The organism is Streptomyces sp. NBC_00289 (genome assembly GCF_041435115.1).
Classification (GTDB): Bacteria; Actinomycetota; Actinomycetes; order Streptomycetales; family Streptomycetaceae; genus Streptomyces.
On the sequence record NZ_CP108046.1, the window covers coordinates 8,311,855 to 8,333,455 of the forward strand.

Annotated in this window: 18 protein-coding genes; 8 read left to right on the forward strand and 10 right to left on the reverse strand. The window is 71.9% G+C overall.

Features of this window, described 5'->3' with window-relative positions; genetic code table 11:
• Positions 1-64 precede the first annotated feature (64 nt).
• From OG985_RS37645 to OG985_RS37660, 4 genes are all read right to left on the reverse strand, one after another.
• Positions 65-2,521, reverse strand: a complete 2,457-nt coding sequence (locus OG985_RS37645) for an FAD-dependent oxidoreductase (protein WP_371672845.1) — start codon at positions 2,519-2,521, stop codon at positions 65-67.
• A gap of 44 nt (positions 2,522-2,565) precedes the next feature.
• Positions 2,566-3,192: an MBL fold metallo-hydrolase gene (locus OG985_RS37650; protein ID WP_371672847.1), complete on the reverse strand. Its 627-nt coding sequence runs from the start codon at positions 3,190-3,192 to the stop codon at positions 2,566-2,568.
• The gene (locus OG985_RS37655; RefSeq protein WP_371672848.1) at positions 3,189-4,274 is read right to left on the reverse strand and encodes an S-(hydroxymethyl)mycothiol dehydrogenase; all 1,086 of its coding nucleotides are present in this window, start codon (positions 4,272-4,274) and stop codon (positions 3,189-3,191) included. Before OG985_RS37655 ends, OG985_RS37650 begins: the two co-directional genes overlap by 4 nt.
• A 214-nt stretch (positions 4,275-4,488) precedes the next feature.
• A complete protein-coding gene (locus OG985_RS37660; RefSeq protein ID WP_371674605.1) occupies positions 4,489-5,232 on the reverse strand; it encodes an IclR family transcriptional regulator in 744 nt (247 codons plus the stop codon).
• 408 nt (positions 5,233-5,640) lie between these two features.
• Here OG985_RS37660 and OG985_RS37665 point away from each other — a divergent pair, with 408 nt between their 5' ends.
• The gene (locus tag OG985_RS37665) at positions 5,641-5,964 is read left to right on the forward strand and encodes a bifunctional 3-phenylpropionate/cinnamic acid dioxygenase ferredoxin subunit (protein ID WP_371672849.1); all 324 of its coding nucleotides are present in this window, start codon (positions 5,641-5,643) and stop codon (positions 5,962-5,964) included.
• 319 nt (positions 5,965-6,283) lie between these two features.
• Positions 6,284-7,468 (forward strand): NAD(P)/FAD-dependent oxidoreductase, encoded by a 1,185-nt coding sequence (locus tag OG985_RS37670; protein WP_371674606.1) that lies wholly within the window; start codon positions 6,284-6,286, stop codon positions 7,466-7,468.
• Between the two features lie 88 nt (positions 7,469-7,556).
• Here the strand turns inward: OG985_RS37670 and OG985_RS37675 are convergent, their stop codons facing one another.
• Entirely contained in the window at positions 7,557-8,201 is a 645-nt protein-coding gene (locus tag OG985_RS37675; RefSeq protein ID WP_371672850.1) for a hypothetical protein, read from the reverse strand.
• 417 nt (positions 8,202-8,618) lie between these two features.
• On the opposite strand from OG985_RS37675, the gene OG985_RS37680 reads away from it, so the two are divergent.
• The 4 genes from OG985_RS37680 (at position 8,619) to OG985_RS37695 (ending at position 13,193) form a co-directional block, all read left to right on the forward strand.
• Positions 8,619-11,546, forward strand: coding sequence for a nitrate- and nitrite sensing domain-containing protein (locus OG985_RS37680; protein ID WP_371672851.1), 2,928 nt, complete (start codon positions 8,619-8,621; stop codon positions 11,544-11,546).
• Entirely contained in the window at positions 11,543-11,980 is a 438-nt protein-coding gene (locus OG985_RS37685; protein WP_371672852.1) for a roadblock/LC7 domain-containing protein, read from the forward strand. The genes OG985_RS37680 and OG985_RS37685 overlap by 4 nt, the downstream gene beginning before the upstream one ends.
• Before the next feature lie 9 nt (positions 11,981-11,989).
• Positions 11,990-12,385, forward strand: a complete 396-nt coding sequence (locus OG985_RS37690) for a DUF742 domain-containing protein (RefSeq protein WP_371672853.1) — start codon at positions 11,990-11,992, stop codon at positions 12,383-12,385.
• Positions 12,386-12,587: 202 nt separating this feature from the next.
• The gene (locus OG985_RS37695) at positions 12,588-13,193 is read left to right on the forward strand and encodes an ATP/GTP-binding protein (protein ID WP_371672854.1); all 606 of its coding nucleotides are present in this window, start codon (positions 12,588-12,590) and stop codon (positions 13,191-13,193) included.
• A 389-nt stretch (positions 13,194-13,582) separates the two neighbouring features.
• On the opposite strand, the gene glpK is transcribed toward OG985_RS37695, so the two are convergent.
• From glpK to OG985_RS37720, 5 genes are all read right to left on the reverse strand, one after another.
• Entirely contained in the window at positions 13,583-15,094 is a 1,512-nt protein-coding gene (gene glpK, locus OG985_RS37700; RefSeq protein WP_371672855.1) for a glycerol kinase GlpK, read from the reverse strand.
• Positions 15,095-15,116: 22 nt separating this feature from the next.
• Positions 15,117-15,842: an MIP/aquaporin family protein gene (locus OG985_RS37705; protein WP_371672856.1), complete on the reverse strand. Its 726-nt coding sequence runs from the start codon at positions 15,840-15,842 to the stop codon at positions 15,117-15,119.
• A gap of 677 nt (positions 15,843-16,519) precedes the next feature.
• On the reverse strand, positions 16,520-18,166 hold the full coding sequence (locus OG985_RS37710; protein WP_371672857.1) for an EAL domain-containing protein: 1,647 nt from the start codon (positions 18,164-18,166) through the stop codon (positions 16,520-16,522).
• Positions 18,167-18,346: 180 nt separating this feature from the next.
• Entirely contained in the window at positions 18,347-19,537 is a 1,191-nt protein-coding gene (locus OG985_RS37715; protein ID WP_371672858.1) for a lipid-transfer protein, read from the reverse strand.
• Positions 19,534-19,971 carry a Zn-ribbon domain-containing OB-fold protein gene (locus OG985_RS37720; RefSeq protein ID WP_371672859.1) on the reverse strand — a complete coding sequence of 146 codons (438 nt, stop codon included), beginning with the start codon at positions 19,969-19,971 and terminating at the stop codon, positions 19,534-19,536. The genes OG985_RS37715 and OG985_RS37720 overlap by 4 nt, the downstream gene beginning before the upstream one ends.
• Positions 19,972-20,205: 234 nt before the next feature.
• On the opposite strand from OG985_RS37720, the gene OG985_RS37725 reads away from it, so the two are divergent.
• Together OG985_RS37725 and OG985_RS37730 are read left to right on the forward strand one after the other, a co-directional pair.
• Positions 20,206-21,015 carry a M15 family metallopeptidase gene (locus OG985_RS37725; protein ID WP_371672860.1) on the forward strand — a complete coding sequence of 270 codons (810 nt, stop codon included), beginning with the start codon at positions 20,206-20,208 and terminating at the stop codon, positions 21,013-21,015.
• A gap of 47 nt (positions 21,016-21,062) precedes the next feature.
• Positions 21,063-21,599, forward strand: a complete 537-nt coding sequence (locus OG985_RS37730) for an NUDIX domain-containing protein (protein WP_371672861.1) — start codon at positions 21,063-21,065, stop codon at positions 21,597-21,599.
• Positions 21,600-21,601: the final 2 nt, after the last annotated feature.

Below are 21,601 nucleotides of genomic sequence, written 5' to 3' on the forward strand. Positions count from 1 at the left end.
CCACCAGCCGATGACGGCCGGCGGGTTATGGACTGTTGCTTCCGGCTGATCCGAACGAGAGGCGCTAGCGGCGGATGCGGGTCATCTTCGGGTCGAAGAGCGGCTCTTCGGCGACCGTCGCGGGGACCTTCTCGCCGAAGTACTCGATGTGCACCCCCGTGCCGGTCGTCAGCCCGGCCGGCAGCCAGGCGTAGGCGACGCAGCGGCCGAGCGTGTAGCCGTACGAGGCGCTGGTCACGTAGCCGGCGGGGGCGCCGTCCACATACACCGGCTCCTTGCCGAGGACCACGGCGGCGGGTTCGTCGAGGAGGAGGGGGGTGAGCCTGCGGGTCACCGGGGCGTCCTCGAGAGCGGCGCGGCCCAGGAACTCCTTGTCCGTGCGGACCGCGAATCCGATGCCCGCCTCGTAGGGGTTGTGCTCGTCGGTCATGTCGACGCCCCAGGCGCGGTAGCCCTTCTCCAGGCGCAGGGAGTTGAAGGCCGAGCGGCCGGCCGCGACCACGCCGAGGTCCGAGCCGGCTTCCCAGAGCGTGTCCCAGAGGCGCAGGCCCAGGTCGGCCGTGGTGTAGAGCTCCCAGCCGAGCTCGCCGACGTACGACAGACGCATGGCGGTGACCGGGACGTGCCCGAGGTGGGTCTGCTTCGCGCGGAAGTAGCCGAAGCCCTCGTGTGAGAAGTCGTCACGGGTGAGCGGCTGGACCAGGTCGCGGGCCAGCGGACCCCAGACGCCGATGCAGCAGGTGCCCGAGGTGATGTCCCTGATCTGCACTCCCTCCGGTGCGTGCCGGGTGAGCCAGTCGAGGTCGGCCGGGGAGTTCGCGCCCACCTGGAAGCGGTCGGGGGCGAGGCGGGCCACGGTGAGGTCGGAACGGACGCCGCCCGTCTCGTCGAGCAGCAGGGTGTAGGTGACGGCGCCGGGCTTCTTGCGGAGGTTGTTGGTCGTCATGCGGGACAGGAAGTCGAGGGCGCCGGGGCCGGTGACCTCGAGACGCCGCAGGGGGGTCATGTCGTACAGGGCCACCTTCTCGCGGGTGGCCTTCGCCTCCGCGGCCGCGATGGGCGACCAGTAGCGGGCGGACCAGGCGTCGCGCTCGGGCAGCGGGTCCATGGCGTCGACGAGGGGAGCGTTGGCCTCGTACCAGTGCGGCCGCTCCCAGCCGCCGCCCTCGAGGAAACGCGCGCCGAGCTGCTGCTGGCGGGCGTAGAAGGGGCTGACGCGGAGGGGGCGGGGCTGCTCCATCGGCTGGAGCGGGTGCAGAACGTCGTACACCTCCACGAACTGCTGTGAACCGCGTTCACGGACGAACGACGGTGAACGCTGCGCATCCTCGAAGCGCGTGAGGTCGCACTCGTGCAGGTCGAGGGACGGGCGCCCGTCGACCATCCACTCGGCGACGGCCTTGGCGACACCCGCGGAGTGGGTGACCCAGACGGCCTCGGCCAGCCAGAAGCCGCGCAGCTGTCGCGTCTCGCCGAGGACCGGCATGCCGTCCGGGGTGAAGGAGAAGACGCCGTTGAAGCCCTCCTCGACCTCCGTCTCGCGCAGGGCCGGGATCAGCCGGCGGCAGTCGTCCCAGCTCGGGGCCCAGTCCTCCGTGGTGAAGGGGAACGAGGACGGCATGTCCATGTTCCGGGCGCGGGCCTCGTCGTAGGGCAGGATCGCGAACGGGTCGACGGGCAGGGGGCGATGGGCGTAGGAGCCGATGCCGATGCGGTCGGTGTGCTCGCGGAAGTAGAGGTCGCGGTCCTGGAAGCGGAGGATGGGCCTGGTGGCCTCCGCCTCGTGGTCCTGGAGGTCGGCGAGCGGCCTCGTCCTCGCGTACTGGTGCGCGAGCGGTTGCAGGGGGACGTCGACACCGGCCATGCGGCCGATGACCGGGCCCCAGAAGCCGGCCGCGGAGACCACGTGGTCGGCCGGGAAGACGCCCTGGTCGGTGACGACCGCGGTGACGCGGCCGTTCTCCTTCTCGATGCCGGTGACCGTGTGGCGGTCCAGGAAGAGGGCGCCCCTCCCGGAGGCCCGTTCCAGCTGGGCACGGGCCGCGAGCAGGGCGCGGGCCAGGCCGTCGTCGGGGGTGTGGAAGCCGCCGAGGACCACCGACTCGTCGATGAGCGGCCACAGTTCCTTGCAGCGGGCGGGGCTGACGACCTCACCGCGGATGCCCCAGGCGGCGGCGTAACCGGCCTTGCGGTGCAGATCGGTGAGGCGTTCCTGGGTGGTGGCGAGCTCCAGGCCGCCGACCTGGTTGAAGCACGGGATGCCGTCGGCGCGCAGGGAGGCGAACTTCTCGACCGTGTACCGGGCGAGTGCCGTGAGCGTCCTGGAGGGGCTGGTCTGGAAGACGAGACCGGGCGCGTGCGAGGTGGAGCCGCCCGGGGCGGGCAGCGGGCCCTGTTCGAGGACGGTGACGTCGGTCCAGCCGCGGGCGGTCAGCTCGTCGGCGAGGGAGCAGCCGACTATGCCGGCGCCGATGATGACGACCTGCGGACCGTTCGGGCGGGTTTCGGGCGTGCTGGACATGCCCCTCCTTGCCGGGGTGGGGAGCGAACGCGCTGGGGGAGTGCTCAGAGGGCGGGGACGTGGGGCCGTTCGTCGGCGATCGTCGTGTCCCTGCCGTGTCCGGTGCGCACGACCGTGTCCCCGGGCAGGGTGAGCAGTCGGTCGCGGATGGACGTCTCGATGGTGGGACGGTCGGAGTAGGAGCGGCCGGTCGCGCCCGGGCCGCCGTGGAAGAGGGTGTCGCCGGTGAAGACCGTGTTCAGGAACGGGGCGTGGAGCGAGCAACTGCCCCAGGTGTGACCCGGATTGTGGATGACGTGGAGCTCGATCCCGGCGACCGTGAGGATCCGGCCGTCGGTCAGTTCCCCGTCCGGCTTTCGGGTGGGGTGGGTGTGCGACCACAGCTCGTTGTCGTTGGCGTGCAGGAGGACGGGGGCGCCGGTCAGGCGGGAGAGTTCGGGCGCCGCGTCGATGTGGTCGTCGTGCCCGTGGGTGCAGGCGATCGCGGTGACGTGCCGTCCTGCGATCGCGTCGTGGATCGTGCGGGCGTCGTGCGCGGCGTCGATGACCAGCACCTCCTCGTCGTCGCCGACGAGCCAGACGTTGTTGTCCACGTCGAAGGTCTCGCCGTCGAGGCTGAAGGTGCCGGAGGTGACGACCTGGTCGACCCGTACGGCTCCCCGGGCGCTCACAGGACCACCACCGAGCGCAGCACCTCACCCCGGTGCATCTTGGCGAAAGCCTCCTCGACCTGGTCGAGGGCGATCGTCTCGGTCACGAACGCGTTGAGGTCCAGCAGTCCGTACAGGTACTGGTCGATCAGGTACGGGAAGTCCCGGCTCGGCAGGCAGTCTCCGTACCAGCTCGCCTTGATGGCGCCGCCGCGCGAGAACACGTCGATCAGCGGGAGCTCGACCTTCATCTCGGGGGAGGGGACGCCGACCTGGACGAGCGTGCCCGCGTGGTCGCGCATGGCGAAGGCCTGCAGGAACGTCTCCGGCCTGCCCACCGCGTCGATCGCGATGTCGACACCGAAACCGTCGGTGAGGGCGCGGACGGCCTCGATCGGATCGGTGCCCCGGGAGTTGACGGTGTGCGTGGCGCCGAACTTCTCGGCCTGGTCGAGTTTCTTGTCGTCGATGTCGATGGCGATGACCTTCATGGCGCCGTTCAGGCAGGCACCCGCGATGGCCGCGTTGCCGACGCCGCCGCAGCCGATGACGGCGACCGAGTCGCCGCGGCCCACGTTGCCGGTGTTCACGGCGGCGCCGTAGCCGGCCATCACGCCGCAGCCGATGAGACCGGCGGCCTCGGGGCGGGCGGCCGGGTCGATCTTCACGGCCTGACCGGCCGCGACCAGCGTCTTCTCGGCGAACGCGCCGATACCGAGGGCGTTGGTGAGCGGGGTGCCGTCGAGCAGGGTCATCGGCTGGGTGGCGTTGCGGGAGTCGAAGCAGTACCAGGGGCGGCCGCGGCGACAGGAGCGACACGAACCGCAGGGCGCGCGCCAGGCGAGGACCACGTAGTCGCCGGGCTCCAGGTCGGTGACGCCGTCGCCGACCGCCTCGATCGTGCCCGCCGCCTCATGGCCGAGGAGGAACGGGAAGTCGTCCGTGATCGCGCCCTCCCGGTAGTGCAGGTCCGTGTGGCAGACCCCGCAGGCCTGAACGGTGACGAGCACCTCTCCGGGCCCCGGGTCGGGAACGACGATCGTCTGCACCTCGACGGGTGCGCCCTTCTTGACAGCGACTACGGCACGGACCTCGTGTGGCACGACAAGCTCCTCTGCTGTTGCGCAATGCACGATGGGTTGCGCGATGAGGAACATACTGAGAACGGGATCGAGCGGCCGTCAAGAGGTGCGAGTTAACCCTTGGCAAAAGGAACGGGACGGACGAAACCTGCCGGACACACGACGGCGCGGGACCAGGAGGGTTCCCGGTCCCGCGCCGCGGCCGCGCGACGGATCGTGTCCGCCCGGAGGTCCGTCAGAAGCCGTAGCCCATCCGCCGCGACAGTTCGGCCCCGGCCGCCACCGTGCGCTTGGCCACCTCCGGCAGCCGGTCGCCGTTGAGGCGGTACACCGGCCCCGAGACGCTGATCGCGGCGATGACCTTGCCGTCGTGCGCCCGGATCGGGGTGGCCACCGCGGCCAGTCCCAGTTCCAGCTCCTCGATGGTGAGGCCGTAGCCCTGCTCCACCACCGCCTCCAGTTCGCCGCGCAGCACCGACGCGCCGGTGATGGTGCGCTCCGTGAAGCGGGGCAGGGCGCGGGCCAGCAGGCCCTCGCGCAGGGTGGGCGGCATGTGCGCGAGCAGCACCTTGCCGCTGGAGGTGGCGTGCAGCGGAGTACGTCTGCCCAGCCAGTTCTGCGCGGTCACCGAGGCGGTGCCGCGGGCCTGCATGATGTTGACCGCCGCGTCGTCGTCCAGGACCGCGATGTTGACCGTCTCGCCCAGCTCGTCGGCGAGTTCCCGGCAGACCGGGACACCCTCCTGCGAGATGTCCAGGCGCACCGCGGCCGCTCCCGCCAGGCGCAGGACGCCGGCCCCCAGGTAGTACTTGCCGCGGTCCTTGGCCTGGGCCACCAGACCGCGGTTCTCCAGAACGCCCAGCAGGCGGAACGCGGTGGACTTGTGCACGTCCAGCTCGTCGGCGATCTCCGTGACACCCGCCTCGCCGTGCCGGGCCAGGATCTCCAGCACGCTCACGGCACGGTCCACCGACTGCACGGCGCTCGCCGCGCCCCGGCCGTTGTGCTGCGCCGCGGTCCCGGGCTTCTCCGGCTTCCCGGACCCCTTCGGCTCCGCCGGCTCCACGGCCTGCTCCTCACCACGGTCGGACTGCTTCTGTGTGCGGGTCATGGCTCGACTCTCACCACCTGTCGGCCCGGTTTGGGCCGCATCTGCGGGAAACCCTTGACGCGACGGTCGTCCCGCCCGGATTCTGTTGCGCATAGCGCTTGCTCATGCGCCATACGAAACATCATGTTACCGAAGGGTCCGGCTCCGGGAAGGGCTGCGAAGCCCCGAACAGGACCGGACGTCCGGACCAACGGCGGTCCGATACTCCCTGAACGACCCTGACTGCTTGGACCGAGTCGGTTCCGGACCGCGCGTGCCGGACCGAGAGGGGGGCCCATGATTCCCGTCTGCCGCCTCGAAGACCTCCCCGAGGGTGAGTCCGTCCGTCTGGAGACGACGCCACCCGTCGCCGTGTTCCGGACCGACGACGGCGAGTTGTACGCCATCGACGACACCTGCACCCATCAGGACGCCTCTCTCTCCGAGGGGTGGCTGGAGGGCTGTCTGGTCGAATGCCCGCTGCACGCCGCCTCATTCGACCTTCGCACGGGCCGGCCCACCTGCCTTCCGGCCCGCCGCGCCGTCCGCACCCATCGCGTCACCGTCGAGGACGGCGTCGTCCACGTCCACCTCGACGCGCAGGAGGGGACCGCCGCATGAACGCCCCGAACGTGTGGCGCACGACGGCCCGCCGGTCCGCCTGCCCGGGGCGAGCGGCCGGTGCGGCCCGTCCCAGCCCCGTGACACGCATCGCCGCGGAGCCGACCCGCACGGCGGGCGGGCTCCGCACCGCGCGCGTGGCCCGACGGGTTCGTACGGAGGGCACGGAGGGGGCCGCGTCCACGGCATGCGCCGCCTGCACGGGATGCGTCGCCTGCACGGCGTGCGTCGCCTGCACGGCGTGCGTCGCCCGCGCAGCAAGCGCCGCACCGACGGCGACGTCCGCCCCCACGCCGACCCCCGAGAGGAGCCGTTCCGCATGAGGACCGTGACCGTCGTCGGCGCCTCACTCTCCGGTCTCTACGCCGCCCGGGAACTGCGAGCCCAGGGCTTCGACGGACGACTGGTGATCGTCGGCGACGAAGCGCACCGCCCCTATGACCGCCCTCCCCTCTCCAAGGACTTCCTCACCGGCCGCGCGGACGAGGACCACCTCGCCCTGGCCGACGCCGACGAGATCGCCGAACTCGACGCCGAGTGGCGCCTCGGCGTGCGGGCGCGCGGCCTCGACTCCCGGGGCCGCACCGTGCTGCTGGACAACGGCCGCACCGTCTCGACCGACGGAGTCGTCATCGCCACCGGTGCCTCGGCCCGCCGCCTCCCGGGTGCCGGACTCTCCGGAGTGCACACCCTGCGCACCCTCGACGACGCCCGAACCCTGCGCGACGAACTGGGCCGGGGACCACGTCAGGTCGTCGTCATCGGCGGCGGTTTCATCGGCGCCGAAACCGCCTCGTCCTGCGCCGCCCTCGGGCACACCGTCACCGTTGTCGAGGCGGCCGCGCTGCCTCTGGCGCCTCAACTCGGCGCCGAGATGGCCACCGTGTGCGCCGCCCTGCACCGCCGCGGCGGAGCGGAGCTGGTCACGGGTACCGGAGTGGCGGGGTTGCGCGGCACGGACGCCGTCACAGGGGTGGGACTCGCCGACGGCCGCCTGCTGCCCGCCGACATCGTGATCGTCGGTATCGGCGCCACCCCCAACACCGCCTGGCTGGCCGGTTCGACACTCGCCCTGCAGGACGGCGTCCTGTGCGACGACGGCTGCATGACGGCCCTGCCGCAGGTGGTCGCGGTCGGCGACGTCGCCCGAGTGGGCGGCCACCGGGCCGAGCACTGGACCTCCGCGACGGAACAACCCCGGGTCGCCGTGACCAACCTGCTCGCGGGCCGCCCCCTGGAGACCGCGCGGTCGCTGCCGTACTTCTGGTCGGACCAGTACGGGGCGCGCATCCAGTTCGCCGGCCGGCGCCGGCCCGGGGACACCGTGCGCATCGCCGAGGGCGAGCTGTCCGAGGGGGCGCCCGCCGAAGACGGCTTCCTCGCTGTCTACGAGCGGGACGGACGGACGACCGCCGTACTCGCCGTGAACCGCCCCCGCCCGTTCATGCGCACCCGGCGCGAACTCGCGCGGCAGGAGAGCCGGGTGCAGCCTGCCGCACTCTGAAACGGCGGCCGAGGGCCGGCTCCACGCGGGACCGGACCTCGGCCGAGAGCCGTTGCCGTGGCATCGGGCTTCCGGAGGTCGCCGGCCCTCAGGAGTGCGACAGCTGCCCCGCGCCGCCCTGCCGCCGTATCCGCTCCTGGGCCCGCTCCGTCGTACGCGTCTGCCGCCTGACCTTGCGCCGCTCGCGGCGCAGGGCCCGCGCGGTGCTGCTCGGCGCCGACACCACGCCGTTGCGCTGGTTCCAGACCTGACGTGTGACCCAGACGTCGAGAGCTGCCCAGGTGGCCACCACGGTGCTGGCCACACCGCTGAGCACCATCGGGAACGCCAGCCACGAGCCGGCCATGGTGCACAGGAAGGCCACCATCGCCTGAATCAGCGTCACGGCGATGACGAGTACCGCCCGCACCGCCGCCGTGCGCACCGGGTCCGGCATCCGACGCCGCCGCGCCGGCTCGTCGACCCACAACGGCCGGGATGACGGCGGCTCATACACGGTGTCGTACGCGCCGGCCGCCGCACTCGTGCGCGGCGCCCTCACTCGTCCCTCGGTCCCCGGGGTGTCCTCGTGGCGCGCCGCCCCGTCGGCCGTATCCGCTCCGAGCCGGTGCCCGCCCGTCGCCGTACGCCCGGCCGCTGGAATGTCGCGATCCGGTGCCCCAGGACCCCGCCGCACAGTCAACTGTGCCGTCATGCCGCCTTCGGGCGCCTCGCGCCGCTCCGCCGTGCCCATCAACGTGTCACTCCCCACCGCCTGCAGACCCTCGCCCCGGTGTCCGAAGAACCGGCTTCACAGTGGCTGCCCGGCTTGCGCTGTTTTACGCTGCCCCGGATGCGAGATGCGGCTCCTGTGGCCGATTCCGCCCCCAACTCCCACAAGAAAGACGAACGAAGCGTCTTCAAGATTCCCGCTGAGCGAAGAATTCCGGCCAACTGCCCAGACAGGGCGTTCGCATTCGATCCGGGGGCCGCCGTGGGCTCACAGGGGACAATCTCCCCCAATGAGCGGACAACTCGCCATGTCTCGTCCCGGGTGCGGAAGTTCAGGTTCCGGACGGGTCTTCGAGTTACCTGTGCGGCAGTAGTAGGCTCGCGCCGTTTGTTGACGTAAATGTGTGCCCCCTGACTGGGGGTCGAGCTGGGGGAGGCCATGCGCTTTCGCGGGAAGTCGATCCGCCGGAAGATCGTGGCGCTGCTTCTCGTGCCGCTGGTGTCCCTCGCCGCGATCTGGGGCTTCGCCACGGTACTGACAGGCCGGGAAGTGGCCCAGCTGTTCCAGATGTCCTCCGTCGTCGAGAAGATCGGCTACCCCGCCGAGGACGCCGTCCGCGGCCTGCAGCAGGAACGCCGCCAGACCCTCGTCTACCTGGCCGATCCCCGGGCCTCGGACGCGCTGTCCGCACTCCGCACCACGCGCGGCCTCACCGACGCGGCGGTGACCAAGTTCCGCGACAACACGAAGAACTCCGACGTCCGCGACGGACTCGACGAGGACGACGCCGAACGCCTCACCACCGTCCTCGACGCCTTCGACGGCATCGACTCGCTGCGCCGCGGCGTCGAGGAGGGCACGCTCCCCCGACAGCAGGCCCTCACCCTCTACAACCGGCTCGTGGACCCCGTCTACGCCCTGCTGGCGTCGCTCGACGGCGTCGACAGCGTCGAGATGGACAAGCAGGCCCGCGCCCTCGTCAACGTGACCCGCGCCCGCGAACTGCTCTCCCGCGAGGACGCGCTGCTCGGCTCCTCCCTGGTGGTCGGGAAACTCTCCGGCGACGAGATCCGCGACCTCTCCGACCTCGTCGCCCAGCGCACCCTGCTGTACGACATCAGCCTGCCGGTCCTGCCCCCGTCCGAGCGTGAGCGCTACCAGCACTTCTGGAAGAACGCCTCCACCGCCCCCCTGCGGTCGGCCGAGGAGGACGTCATCGCCTCGGAGCCCGGCAGCGCCGCCGGCACCGTGAGCGCCAAGAACTGGGACGCCGCCGCCGGAAACGTGCTCGACGAGCTCGCCACCCTCGACGACGAGGCGGGTGACCGCTACCAGGACCGGGTCCAGCCGACGGCGATGGGCGTCATCGTCAAGGCGTCCGTCGTCGGCGTTCTCGGGCTGCTCGCGGTGATCTTCTCGCTCGTCCTGTCCGTACGCATCGGCCGCGGCCTCATCCGTGACCTGCGGAAGCTGCGCCTGGAGGCGCACGAGGCGTCCGGCGTGCGCCTGCCCAGCGTGATGCGCCGCCTGTCCGCGGGCGAACAGGTCGACGTGGAGACCGAGGTGCCGCGCCTGGAGTACGACAGGAACGAGATGGGCGAGGTCGGCCAGGCCCTCAACACACTGCAGCGGGCCGCCGTCGAAGCCGCCGTCAAGCAGGCCGAACTCCGCGCCGGCGTCTCCGAGGTCTTCGTGAACCTCGCTCGCCGCAGCCAGGTCCTGCTGCACAAGCAGCTCACCCTGCTCGACACCATGGAGCGCAGGACCGAGGACACCGACGAACTCGCCGACCTGTTCCGCCTCGACCACCTCACCACCCGTATGCGCCGGCACGCCGAGGGCCTGGTGATCCTCTCCGGGGCCGCCCCCTCCCGGCAGTGGCGCAAGCCCGTCCAGCTCATGGACGTCGTACGGGCCGCCGTGGCCGAGGTGGAGGACTACGAACGCATCGAGGTCCGCAGGCTGCCCCGGGTCGCCGTCACCGGCCCGGCCGTCGCCGACCTCACCCACCTGGTGGCCGAACTCCTGGAGAACGCCACCGTGTTCTCCCCGCCGCACACCGCCGTCCAGGTGATCGGCGAACGGGTCGCCAACGGTTTCACCCTGGAGATCCACGACCGCGGCCTCGGCATGGCGGCCGACGCCCTGCTGGACGCCAACCTCCGGCTCGCCGAGACACCCGAGTTCGAGCTGTCCGACACCGACCGGCTCGGCCTGTTCGTCGTCAGCCGGCTCGCCCAGCGACAGAACGTCCGGGTCTCGCTGCAGCCGTCCCCGTACGGCGGTACGACGGCCGTCGTCTTCATCCCCGACGCGCTCCTGACGGACGACGTCCCGGACACCAACGGCATCGGCTTCCGCCTCGACCGGCCCCAGCCCTCGAAGGAAGCCGAACTGGAGACGGCGCACCGGACCTCGCTCACCAAGGTGCCCGCACAGCTGCCCGGCCTGCCCGCCTCGCTCCTGGGCGGTCCGGTGGAGCTGGAGGCACCCGTCGACCTGGACGCCATCGAGGAGTTCCCGGGCGCGCTCGACGACGAGGACAGCGAACGCGGTGGGCTCTTCCGCCCGCGCCGCACGCTCCTCGGCGCCGACGACGAGACGCCGGGCCGGCTCGGCGAGCCGCTGCACGAGGTCCCCGACGCCCATGGCGGACCGGACCCGGCCGGTTCGGACGACCGCCTGGGCGCCGCCGTGTCGCTGCCGCGCCGTCGGACACCCAAGCTGGTCAGCTCCCACGGACGCCCGGTCAGCGAGCCGCGGTCGCGCCGGGAGGAGCCGGAGGAGCCCTCGACGGATCCGACCTGGCCGCGGCCGCCCGGCCCGCTGCCGTCCCGCCGCCGCGGTGCTGCGCCGCTGCGCCGCGGCACCGGACTGGCCGACCGCACCGACGAGTTCACGGGCGCGCCGGCCGCCGCCGACCGGGACCTCGACGAGAGCCCGGAGGCCCCCGCGCTCCCCAGGCGCACCCGCCGCGCCGAGATCGCGTCGAGCGGCGCCACCGACCCCGCCCCGACCTCGGCCCGCACCGGTGGCTCCGGCCTCACCGAGAGCCCCGGCCTCGACGGAGGCCTCGGCTCCACGCGGGGCCCGGGCGCCACCGGCTCCGTGCAGGACGCCGGCTCCGGTACGGCGGCCCTGCCCCGCCGCGTGCGACAGGCCAGCCTTGCCCCGCAGCTGAAGAACAGCACCGAGCGGCGCCCTCAGGCCGCTTCGGAGCCGGCCGACCGGGACGCCGACGAGGTACGCAGCCGTATGGCCTCGCTCCAGCGCGGCTGGCAGCGCGGCCGTGAGGAGAACGCCGAGGGCGACGACGCCCACAGCGGCGCGGCACCACAACGAACGACAAAGGGGGACGGTCGATGACCGCACCGAAGCCGACCGACCGGACCACGACCAGCCAGTCCGGCGAACTCAACTGGCTGCTGGACGACCTGGTCGACCGCGTCGCGAGCATCCGCAAGGCCGTCGTGCTCTCCGGCGACGGACTGGCCACCGGGGTGTCCAAGGACCTGTCCCGCGAGGACGGCGAGCACCTGGCGGCCGTCGCCTCCGGGTTCCACAGCCTCGCCAAGGGCGTGGGCCGCCACTTCGAGGCGGGCAGCGTCCGCCAGACGGTCGTCGAGCTGGACGAGGCCTTCCTGTTCGTGACCGCGGCGGGCGACGGCAGTTGCCTCGCCGTTCTCTCGGACGCCGACTCCGACGTCGGCCAGGTCGCCTACGAGATGACGCTCCTCGTCAAGCGCGTCGGTGTGCATCTGGGCGCCGTGCCGCGCACCGATCTGCCCTCGGGCGGGTAGTGGGATGGCATGAGCGCAGACGGTCAGGGAAGAAGCCACTGGTTCGACGACGAAGCCGGTCCGGTCGTCCGTCCGTACGCCATGACGCGCGGCCGCACCACCAGCGCGGGCCAACACCGCCTCGACCTCATCGCGTTGGTCGTCACGGAGGTCGAGGCGGACGATCCGGAAGCCGACCACTCACTGTCCCCGGAACACGTGGACATCGTCGAACTTTGCCGTGACAGCCCGCAGTCGGTCGCCGAACTCGCCGCCGAACTCGATCTGCCCGTCGGAGTCGTCCGGGTTCTCGTCGGGGACCTGGTGCACGGGGAGTTCGTCCACGTGAACCGGCCCGTACCCCCGGCCGAACTCCCCGACGAAAGCATTCTGCGCGATGTCATCAGCGGCCTCCGGGCGCTGTGAGCGGCGCGGAAGCGGGGGACCGACGTGACGCGTCGTCAGTTCCGGGCCGACCGAGGCGCCCCCTGCGCCGACCGCGCCGCGCGTCGACCGCCCGAACCGCCACCACACTGTCGTCCACCGCGGCGAACTTCCCGTCGAGACCCCGGCGGCGGAGGCCACGGACCGTCGTCGCCCGACCCTTACCAAGCAGGAGAAGAGATCGATGATCTTCGGGCGCTCTGAGCGCGGCAAACCCCCGGTCGAGCCCGTCACGCTGAAGATTCTGGTCGCCGGCGGCTTCGGCGTGGGCAAGACCACGCTCGTCGGCGCGGTCAGCGAGATCAAGCCGCTGCGCACCGAGGAGTTCCTCACCGAGGCCGGCCGCCCGGTCGACGACACGAGCGGGGTGGAGGGCAAGTACACCACCACCGTGGCCATGGACTTCGGCCGCATCACGCTCCGCGAGGACCTGGTGCTGTACCTCTTCGGCACGCCCGGCCAGGATCGTTTCTGGTTCATGTGGGACGAGCTCTCCGAGGGGGCGCTCGGAGCCGTCGTCCTCGCCGACACCCGCCGCCTGGAGGACTGCTTCGCCGCCGTCGACTACTTCGAGCGGCGCGACATCCCCTTCGTCGTCGGCATCAACTGCTTCGAGGGAGCCGCCCGTTACCCGGTGGACGCCGTCCGTCAGGCCCTGGACCTCGACGAGGGCGTACCTCTCCTGCTGTGCGACGCCCGCGACCGCGAGTCCGTCAAGGAGACCCTAGTCGGCGTGGTCCAGCACGCGATGGCCCACGCGGCGACCCGCCGCGAGGCGGTCACCACCTGACCACGGCGGGCCCGCCACCCCTGACCGCACCCGGCCCGCCACTCGACCGCGCCGGGCCCGCCACCTCATCCACGCCCGGCCCGCAGCCTGGCCCGCGCACGAGGCGGCCCGCACCTCGTCCGACGCACAGCCCATGGCCCGCATGATGAAGGTACGGCCCGTACCCCCGCCGACCGGGGTACGGGCCGCGTCCCTCGGCGTCTCGCGTGCGCGCTCGTGCTCCTGCTCACGCGGAGCGTGGCCCACGCGTGCGTGCTCCGAGCCGCGTGACCCACGCGCGCGTGCGTGCCAGGTCCGAGCGTGGCCCTCGCCCGCGTAGGCGCGTGCTCCAAGCCATGACCCACGCGCGCGTGCGCCCCACTCAAGCAGGCCCGACCACCCGCGTACGCCTAGTTCTCGCCCTCCTCCAGCCAGCCGAAGCTCTTCTCGACGGCCTTGCGCCAGTGGCCGTACTCGCGGTCGCGCACCGAGGCCTCCATCGACGGCGTCCACTCGGCGTCCTTCCGCCAATGCGCCTTGAGTTCGTCGAGGTCGTTCCAGACCCCGGTGGCGAGTCCGGCCGCGTACGCGGCGCCGAGGCAGGTGGTCTCGGAGACCCGGGGGCGGATGACGGGCACGCCGAGCACGTCCGCCTGGTGCTGCATGAGGAGGTTGTTCTTGGTCATGCCTCCGTCCACCTTCAGGGTCGTGATCTGGACCCCGGAGTCCTGGAACATGGCGTCGACGACCTCGCGCGTCTGCCAGCTGGTCGCCTCGAGCACCGCGCGCGCGAGGTGTGCCTTGGTGACGTACCGGGTGAGCCCGGTGACGACACCGCGCGCGTCGGAGCGCCAGTACGGCGCGTACAGGCCCGAGAACGCCGGCACGATGTACGCGCCGCCGTTGTCGTCCACGCTCGCCGCCAACGGCTCGATCTCGTCGGCGCTGCGGATGATGCCCAGTTGGTCGCGGAACCACTGCACCAGCGCGCCCGTGATGGCGATCGAGCCTTCCAGGCAGTAGACGGGCGCCTCGCCGCCGATCTTGTAGCCCATGGTCGTGAGCAGGCCGTTCTTCGACGGCACGGGCCGGTTGCCGGTGTTGAGCAGCAGGAAACTGCCGGTGCCGTACGTGTTCTTCGCGGTCCCCACGTCGTAGCAGGCCTGTCCGAACACGGCCGCCTGCTGGTCGCCCAGCGCGGAGGCGACGGGCACCCCGGCGAGCTGGCCGACGGCGGTGCCGTACACCTCGGCGGACGACCTGATCTCGGGCAGCACCGCCTCGGGCACGTTCATCGCGGACAGGATGGACTGGTCCCACTGGAGCGTCTCCAGGTTCATCAGCATGGTGCGCCCGGCGTTGGTCACGTCGGTGACGTGCTGCCCGCCCTCGGTGCCGCCGGTGAGGTTCCAGATCAGCCAGGAGTCGATGGTGCCGAAGGCGATCTCCCCGCGCTCGGCCCGGGCGCGCAGCCCCGGCACGTTGTCCAGCAGCCAGGCCGCCTTGGGGCCCGAGAAGTAGCTGGCCAGCGGCAGACCGGTCTGGTCGCGGAAGCGGTCCTGCCCGTCCGAGCCGCCGAGTTGGTGGCACAGCGCCGCGGTGCGCGTGTCCTGCCACACGATCGCGTTGTGTACGGGTTTGCCCGTGGCGCGGTCCCACAGGACGGTGGTCTCCCGCTGGTTGGTGATGCCCAGCGCGCTGATCTGGTCGGCACGCAGCCCGGCCTTGGCGATCGCCCCGGCGACCACCGCCTGGACCTTGGACCAGATCTCGGTGGCGTCGTGCTCCACCCAGCCGGGCTTGGGAAAGATCTGCCGGTGCTCCCGCTGGTCGACGGCGACGATCGCACCGTTCTGGTCGAAGACGATGCAGCGGCTGGAGGTGGTGCCCTGGTCGATAGCGGCGACGAACTTGTCCGTCATGACGTCCCCTTCGTCGGTTCCTTCAGAAGGCTGCGTTGAAGATGAGTCCGGACAGGGCCCCGCCGATCAGCGGTCCCACCACCGGAATCCACGCGTAACTCCAGTCGGACGTACCTTTGTTGGGAATGGGGAGCAGCGCGTGGACGATGCGCGGGCCCAGGTCACGGGCCGGGTTGATGGCGTATCCGGTGGGGCCGCCGAGCGACAGACCGATGCCGACCACCAGGAACGACACGATCAGGATCGACGTCCCGGACTCACCGAGTCCCTTGGTGAGGCCGAAGGCCAGGATCGGCAGCACCAGCGCCATGGTCGCGATGATCTCGGTGACGAGGTTCGCCACGGGATGGCGGATCGCGGGTGTGGTGGAGAAGATCCCGAGCGTGGGCTGGGCGATCTCCTCCTCGGCGTTGGCCTGGAACTGCGCGAGGTAGACCAGCCAGCACAGGACGGCGCCGAGCATGGCACCGACGAACTGGCCCGCGATGTAGACCGGGACCTTGTCCCAGTCCCCGGTGTCGACGGCGATGCCGATGGTCACCGCCGGGTTGAGGTGCCCCCCGGACAGCGGAGCGGCCGTATAGGCCCCGGCCAGCACACCGAAGCCCCAGCCGAACGTGATGACGATCCAGCCGGCGTCCTTCGCCTTGGAGTAGTTCAGTACGACGGCGGCGACCACGCCGGCGCCGAAGAGGATCAGAATCGCGGTACCGATGACTTCGCCGAGGAATATGTCTCCGTTGCTCATGGCGGCTCCTAGGCCTGGCCAGGGGCAGTCGGCCCCCGGCCTCCGTGCGGGATGCGGTTCCCTTGGCGAACAGCCGAAGGCAGGGAGGGTCCCGCGCCCCGCCCGGCGTCCGTGACGAGCGTGCCGTCGCAGCCGAATCGCCCGTGGGGGAACGGCCCGTGGTTCAGGCGGGGCCCGCGCGGCGTGGTGCCTGGTAACGCCGAGAATGTACGGCGATGTCGACCGACACCCGGAAGTGTTCACCGGCGGCCACGGAGCGTCAAGGTCGCCGACCGCAACGGTTCGAGGCCACCCGCCCCGACCACTCCGCCTGCCCGACCGAGCGGCCCTGCCCGCCGGAACCGACCGCTTCGCCGGCCCGGCCGGGCGGCCCTGCCCGCTCGACCGAGCGTTCTGCCCGCGCGAACCGACTGCTTGGCCGACCCGGCCCAGCGGCCCTGCCGGCCCGAACCGAGCCGCGTTGCCCGCCCGGTTGGGTTGGGCCCTCGGCCGGCCACAACGGTTCGAGGCCACCCGCCCCGACCACTTCGCCTCCCCGACCAAGCGGCCCTGCCCGCCCGACCCGACGGCCTCGCCTCCCCGTCCGAGCGGCCCCCCGCCCGAACCCACGGCCTCGCCTCCCCGACCGAGCGGCCCTCCCCGCCCGAACCGAGGCGCGCTGCCGCCCGGTTGGGCACTCAGCCCGGTTCCGCCACCGCGTATCCCGTCTGGGCGCCGGAAGCCGCCGAGCCCCGCCGCACCTCGTGGCCGGAAAGACCCGCACGGCCCAGGATCCAGCTCGCCCCGCTCAGCGACTTCGCGGCCTTCTTCAGCGGCGCCAGATGTGCGGCGACCTCCCGGTGGTCCGTGACACTGCCCGGCGCGCACAGCACGCTGGCCAGGGACAGCGTCACGGGACGCCCGCCCGCCGACCAGGGCGCGTCCAGTACGGCGGCGGCGAGCGGCTCCAGCGCGTCGGTGTCCGCGAGCACCAGGAAGTCGTCCCCGCCGATGTGCCCCACGCGCGTACGGCCGGACGCCACCTGCTGCAACGCCCGCCCCACCGACCGGATCAACTCGTCGCCCGCCGCGAATCCGGCCTCGTCGTTGACCTGCTTGAAGTGGTCGACATCCAGCCAACTCAGCGCGAACGGCAGCCCGTCGGCGATCCGCCGGTCCACCTCGGCGGTGACGGTGTCCGAACCGGGCAGCCGGGTCAGCGGATTGAGCCCGGCCGCCTCCTCGACCCGGCTCTCCGCCAGGGCCCGTACGAGGTCCGCGAGCCGTACGACGCCCACGCACCGCCCGTACCGGTCGACGACGGCCACATCGTCGGACGTACGGCCGCGCCCGCCGACCGCGACGACGTCCAGGACCTCCCACGCGGTGGCGTCGACGCCCACGGTCCGTGGCGCGTCCCCGAGCCTGGCGGCGGGCCGGTCGGCGTACAACGCGTGCCCGTAGCGTCCCGACATCGACAGCAGGAAGCGGGACCGGTGCACCGAACGGACCGGCACGCCGTTCCGGTCCACCAGCAGGATCCCGGACACCTCGGGCGACCCGGTCAGCAACGCCCGCACCTGGGCGGCCGACGCGGTGGCGGGCAACAGCGCGGCGGGCCGGACGAACTCACGCACCGACGGACCCTGACGCGGCGCCGCCGGCACACCGGGGGAGCGGGGCGGAACGTACACGTCCGCTCTCGGCAGCCGTGAGGGCGGCGCGAACAGCTCGCCCTGGGCGAGCTGCGCCCCCGCCGACCGCGCCGCCGCACACTGCGCTTCGCTCTCCACGCCCTCGACGGACAGCAGCGCTCCCAACTGGTCGCACAGCGTCCGCATGGCGCGTACCGCCGCCGGTCGCGTCAGCAGTGAGGCATCGAGTTTCACCAGGTCGGGCGCCATGTCGGTGAGCAGTCGCAGGGGCGCGTCCCCGTCGCCGACGCCGTCCGCACTGATCCGGAAGCCCTGCCCGCGCAACCCGCCCACCGCCTCCAGCAGCGCGTTGTGGGGCACGTGCGTGTACGGCGGACAGACGTCGACCGTCACCTCCCACGGCAGCCGCCCGACCGCGTGCACGGCGTCGCGCAGGGGGGTGAGCCCGCCGAGGTCGGCGAGAGTGCCGGCGAACACGTTGACGTGGAGCGGCAGCAACGTCTCCTGGCGCGCCGCCGCGCGGACCGCCAGGACCGCGAGCCGGCCGTCCAGTTCGGGATCGCGGCGGGCCTCGGCCAGGATGTCGCCGGACTCCGGCCGGGCGAGTATCTCCAGGCCCGCGACCCCGCCTGTCGTCAGGTTGACCACCGGTTGGAAGGCGAAGCGGAGAGTATCCGTCCAGGAGCGCACGGCAGCATGATTGCGCTGCCTGAGCCTGCCCAGGCCCAGTTCACGAGACGTTCACGCAGCATTTCGGCGTGATCACGCAGCGTGGGCGAAAGGGCTTGCGCTCTTCACGCCCGCGCGGTCGCAGGCCTATGCTTCCGGGGCAGGCTCCGCGCCGTCCGGTTCCCGTGGCCGGCCCACCGCTCACCGCACCGCGATCACCGCCGAACCGTGCCCGAACAGTCCCTGGTTCGCGGTGATCCCCACCTGGGCCCCGGCCACCTGCCTCTCACCCGCATCCCCCCTCAGCTGCCAGGTCAGCTCGCAGACCTGGGCGATCGCCTGCGCCGGCACGGCCTCCCCGAAGGAAGCGAGTCCGCCGCTCACGTTGACGGGTATGCGCCCGCCCAGAGCGGTCTCGCCCTCCCGCAGGAGCTTCGCGCCCTCACCCTGTCCGCACAGTCCGAGATCCTCGTACCACTGCAACTCCAGGGCGGTGGAAAGGTCGTAGACCTCGGCGAGGGAGAGGTCCCCGGGCCCGAGGCCGGCCTCCTCGTAGGCAGCCGACGCGATGGACGTCCGGAAGGTCTCCGCGGCGGGCTCGACCGCCACCGCGGAGTCCGTCGCGATGTCCGGCAGGTCCAGCACGGTGCTGGGGTAACGCGGCGTCACCGTGGACACCGCCCGGATCCGCACGGGCCGCGGCGCCCCGTGCCGCCGGGCGAACTCCATGCTGGAGAGCACGAGCGCGGCCCCGCCGTCGGAGGTCGCGCAGATGTCGAGCAACCGCAGCGGATCCGCGACGACGGCGGAGGCGGCGACCTCGTCGGCGGTGACCCGGCTGCGGTAACGGGCGTTCGGGTTCAGCGCCCCCACGGCCGAGTTCTTCACCTTCACCTGCGCGAAGTCCTCCGGCGTGTCCCCGTGCACGGCCATCCGCCGGCGCGCGTACAGCCCGAAGTACGTCGGATTGGTGGCCCCGAGGACCCGGAAGCGCAGCCAGTCCGGGTCCTCGGGCCGGTCTCCGCCAGCGGGCCGGAAGAAGCCCTTTGGTGCCGCGTCCGCGCCCACCACGAGCACCACGTCCGACAGGCCCGAAAGGATCTGCGCCCGTGCGGTGTTGACCGCCTGGGCGCCGGACGCACAGGCCGCGTACACGCTCGCCACACGGGCCCCCTGCCAGCCGAGCGCCCTGGCGAAGGTCGCGCCCGCCACATACCCCGGGTAGCCGCCACGCACGGTGTCGGCCCCCACGATCGAGCCGATGTCCCGCCAGTCCAGCCCGGCGTCGGCGAGCGCCGCGTGGGCCGCCGCGACCCCGTACTCGACGAACCCGCGCCCCCACTTGCCCCACGGATGCATGCCCGCGCCGAGCACCGCGACGTCCTGCCTCATGCCCGCACCCCCGTCGGCCGCCAGTTCCAGGTCGTCTCCGCGCTCGCCGGCAGGACGCCGGAGACGACCTCCACCTCCATTCCGACCGCCAGATCGGCGACGGTGATCCCGGGAGCAGCCTGTCCCAGTACCACCATCCGTTCCGGCTCCAGCTCCACAGCGATCAACGCGTACGGCTCCCACGGAAGTTCCGGGTCCGTCACATAGGGTGACGGTGGGCGGTAGCGGGTGTCCGTGTACGACCAGACGCGCCCGCGGCGGGAGAGGGGGACCTCCAGGAGCTCGCCGCCGGGGCAACCGGGGTTGCGGCAGTGGGCGTCCTCCCGGGGGAAGAAGACCGACGTGCAGGCGGTGCAGCGCGTGCCGAGGAGCTTGAACTCGTCCCCCTCACCGGCGAACCACCTGGCGACAACGGGTGTGCGTGTGCGCGACAAGGTCCCTCCCGACACCAGATCTGACGGAACGTCAGAAGTGTGGCACGGTTGGCCGGAAAGAGGCAGGGCGTCCCGCAGAACCGGACCGGCGGTTCCGGCGTCGTGTTATCGGGAGGGGCGGCCGGGGCCCACGGGGGTGGTTCCGGCCGTCCTTCCGTCGATGCGAGCCGATCGTGACCCGACGGCATCGCATCCCTTCCCCGATGGACCGCGCGCCTGATAGACGCAGGAGACATGACACGACTCTCCCGAGCGGTGCGCGGACTGCTCACCGCGCTCGCCACCCTGCTGGCCGTGACCGTCGCCTCCCCCACCGCCCGGGCGGCGACCGACACCACGGCACCCGCGAACTTCGTGGCGCTGCGAACCGTGGACCCCACCATCCTTCAGGAGATGCGCTACTTCACCTCGCACAACTTCGTCGGCGAGCGCATCGACGGCTACCTGCAGCCCCTCTGCATCCTCACCCGACCCGCCGCCGAGGCCCTCCACCAGGCCCAGGTGAAACTGCTGCGTGAGGGCTACAGCCTCAAGGTGTACGACTGCTACCGGCCCCAACGCGCCGTGAACCACTTCGTCCGCTGGGCCGAGGACCTCGACGACCAGGTCATGAAGAGCGAGTTCTACCCGAACGTCGACAAGACCCGCCTGTTCGAGGACGGTTACATCGCCGAGAAGTCCGGCCACAGCCGCGGCTCGACGATGGACCTCACCATCGTGCGGCTGCCGGCGCGACCGACCCGGCCGTACCACCCCGGAGAGCCCCTCGTACCCTGCTACGCATCCCAGGACCAGCGTTTCCCGGACAACTCCGTCGACATGGGCACCGGCTTCGACTGCTTCGACACCCTCGCGCACACCCTCGACCCGCGCGTCGAGGGCCGGCAGCGGGACAACCGACTGCTGCTCAAAAGCACCCTCGAGGACCTCGGCTTCGTGAACCTGGCCGAGGAGTGGTGGCACTACACCTTCAAACCGGAGCCGTACCCGGACACCTACTTCGACTTCCCCGTGTCCTCGAAGTCGCTGGTCAGCACCGACTGAGACGCCTGCGGCGGACTCGCCTCCCGTGATCGGATACAGTCCGCCGCGTGTCCGAAACTCAGCACTCAGCCCCCAACTCCCAGCCCGGTTCGCACTGTTCCAGCTGCGGCGCCCCCTACGGAGAGGGTGCCTCCGGCTGGCCGCGCACCTGCCCGGCCTGCCACACCGTCGCCTACCGCAACCCGCTCCCGGTCGCGGTGGCCCTCCAGCCCGTGTACGACGAGCAGGGCACCGCCCTCGTCGTCATCACCCGGACCATCGCTCCCGCGCGCGGGGGCATCGCCCTGCCCGGCGGTTTCATCGACGACCGCGAGGACTGGCGGCAGGCGGTCGTACGCGAACTCAAAGAGGAGACAGGCATCGACGTGGCAGGCCGCGACGTGCGGCTCATCGACGCGATGAGCTCGCAGGACGGGCACCTCCTGCTGTTCGGCCTCCTGCCGGAGCGGCCGGCCGACAGCCTGCCCAGGTCCGCCGCCACGGACGAGACGGAGGGCTGGCACCTCCTGCGCAGGCCGGAGGAGCTCGCCTTCCCCCTGCACACCCTGGCCGCACGGGCCTGGTTCGAGGGCCGCTACATCTGAGC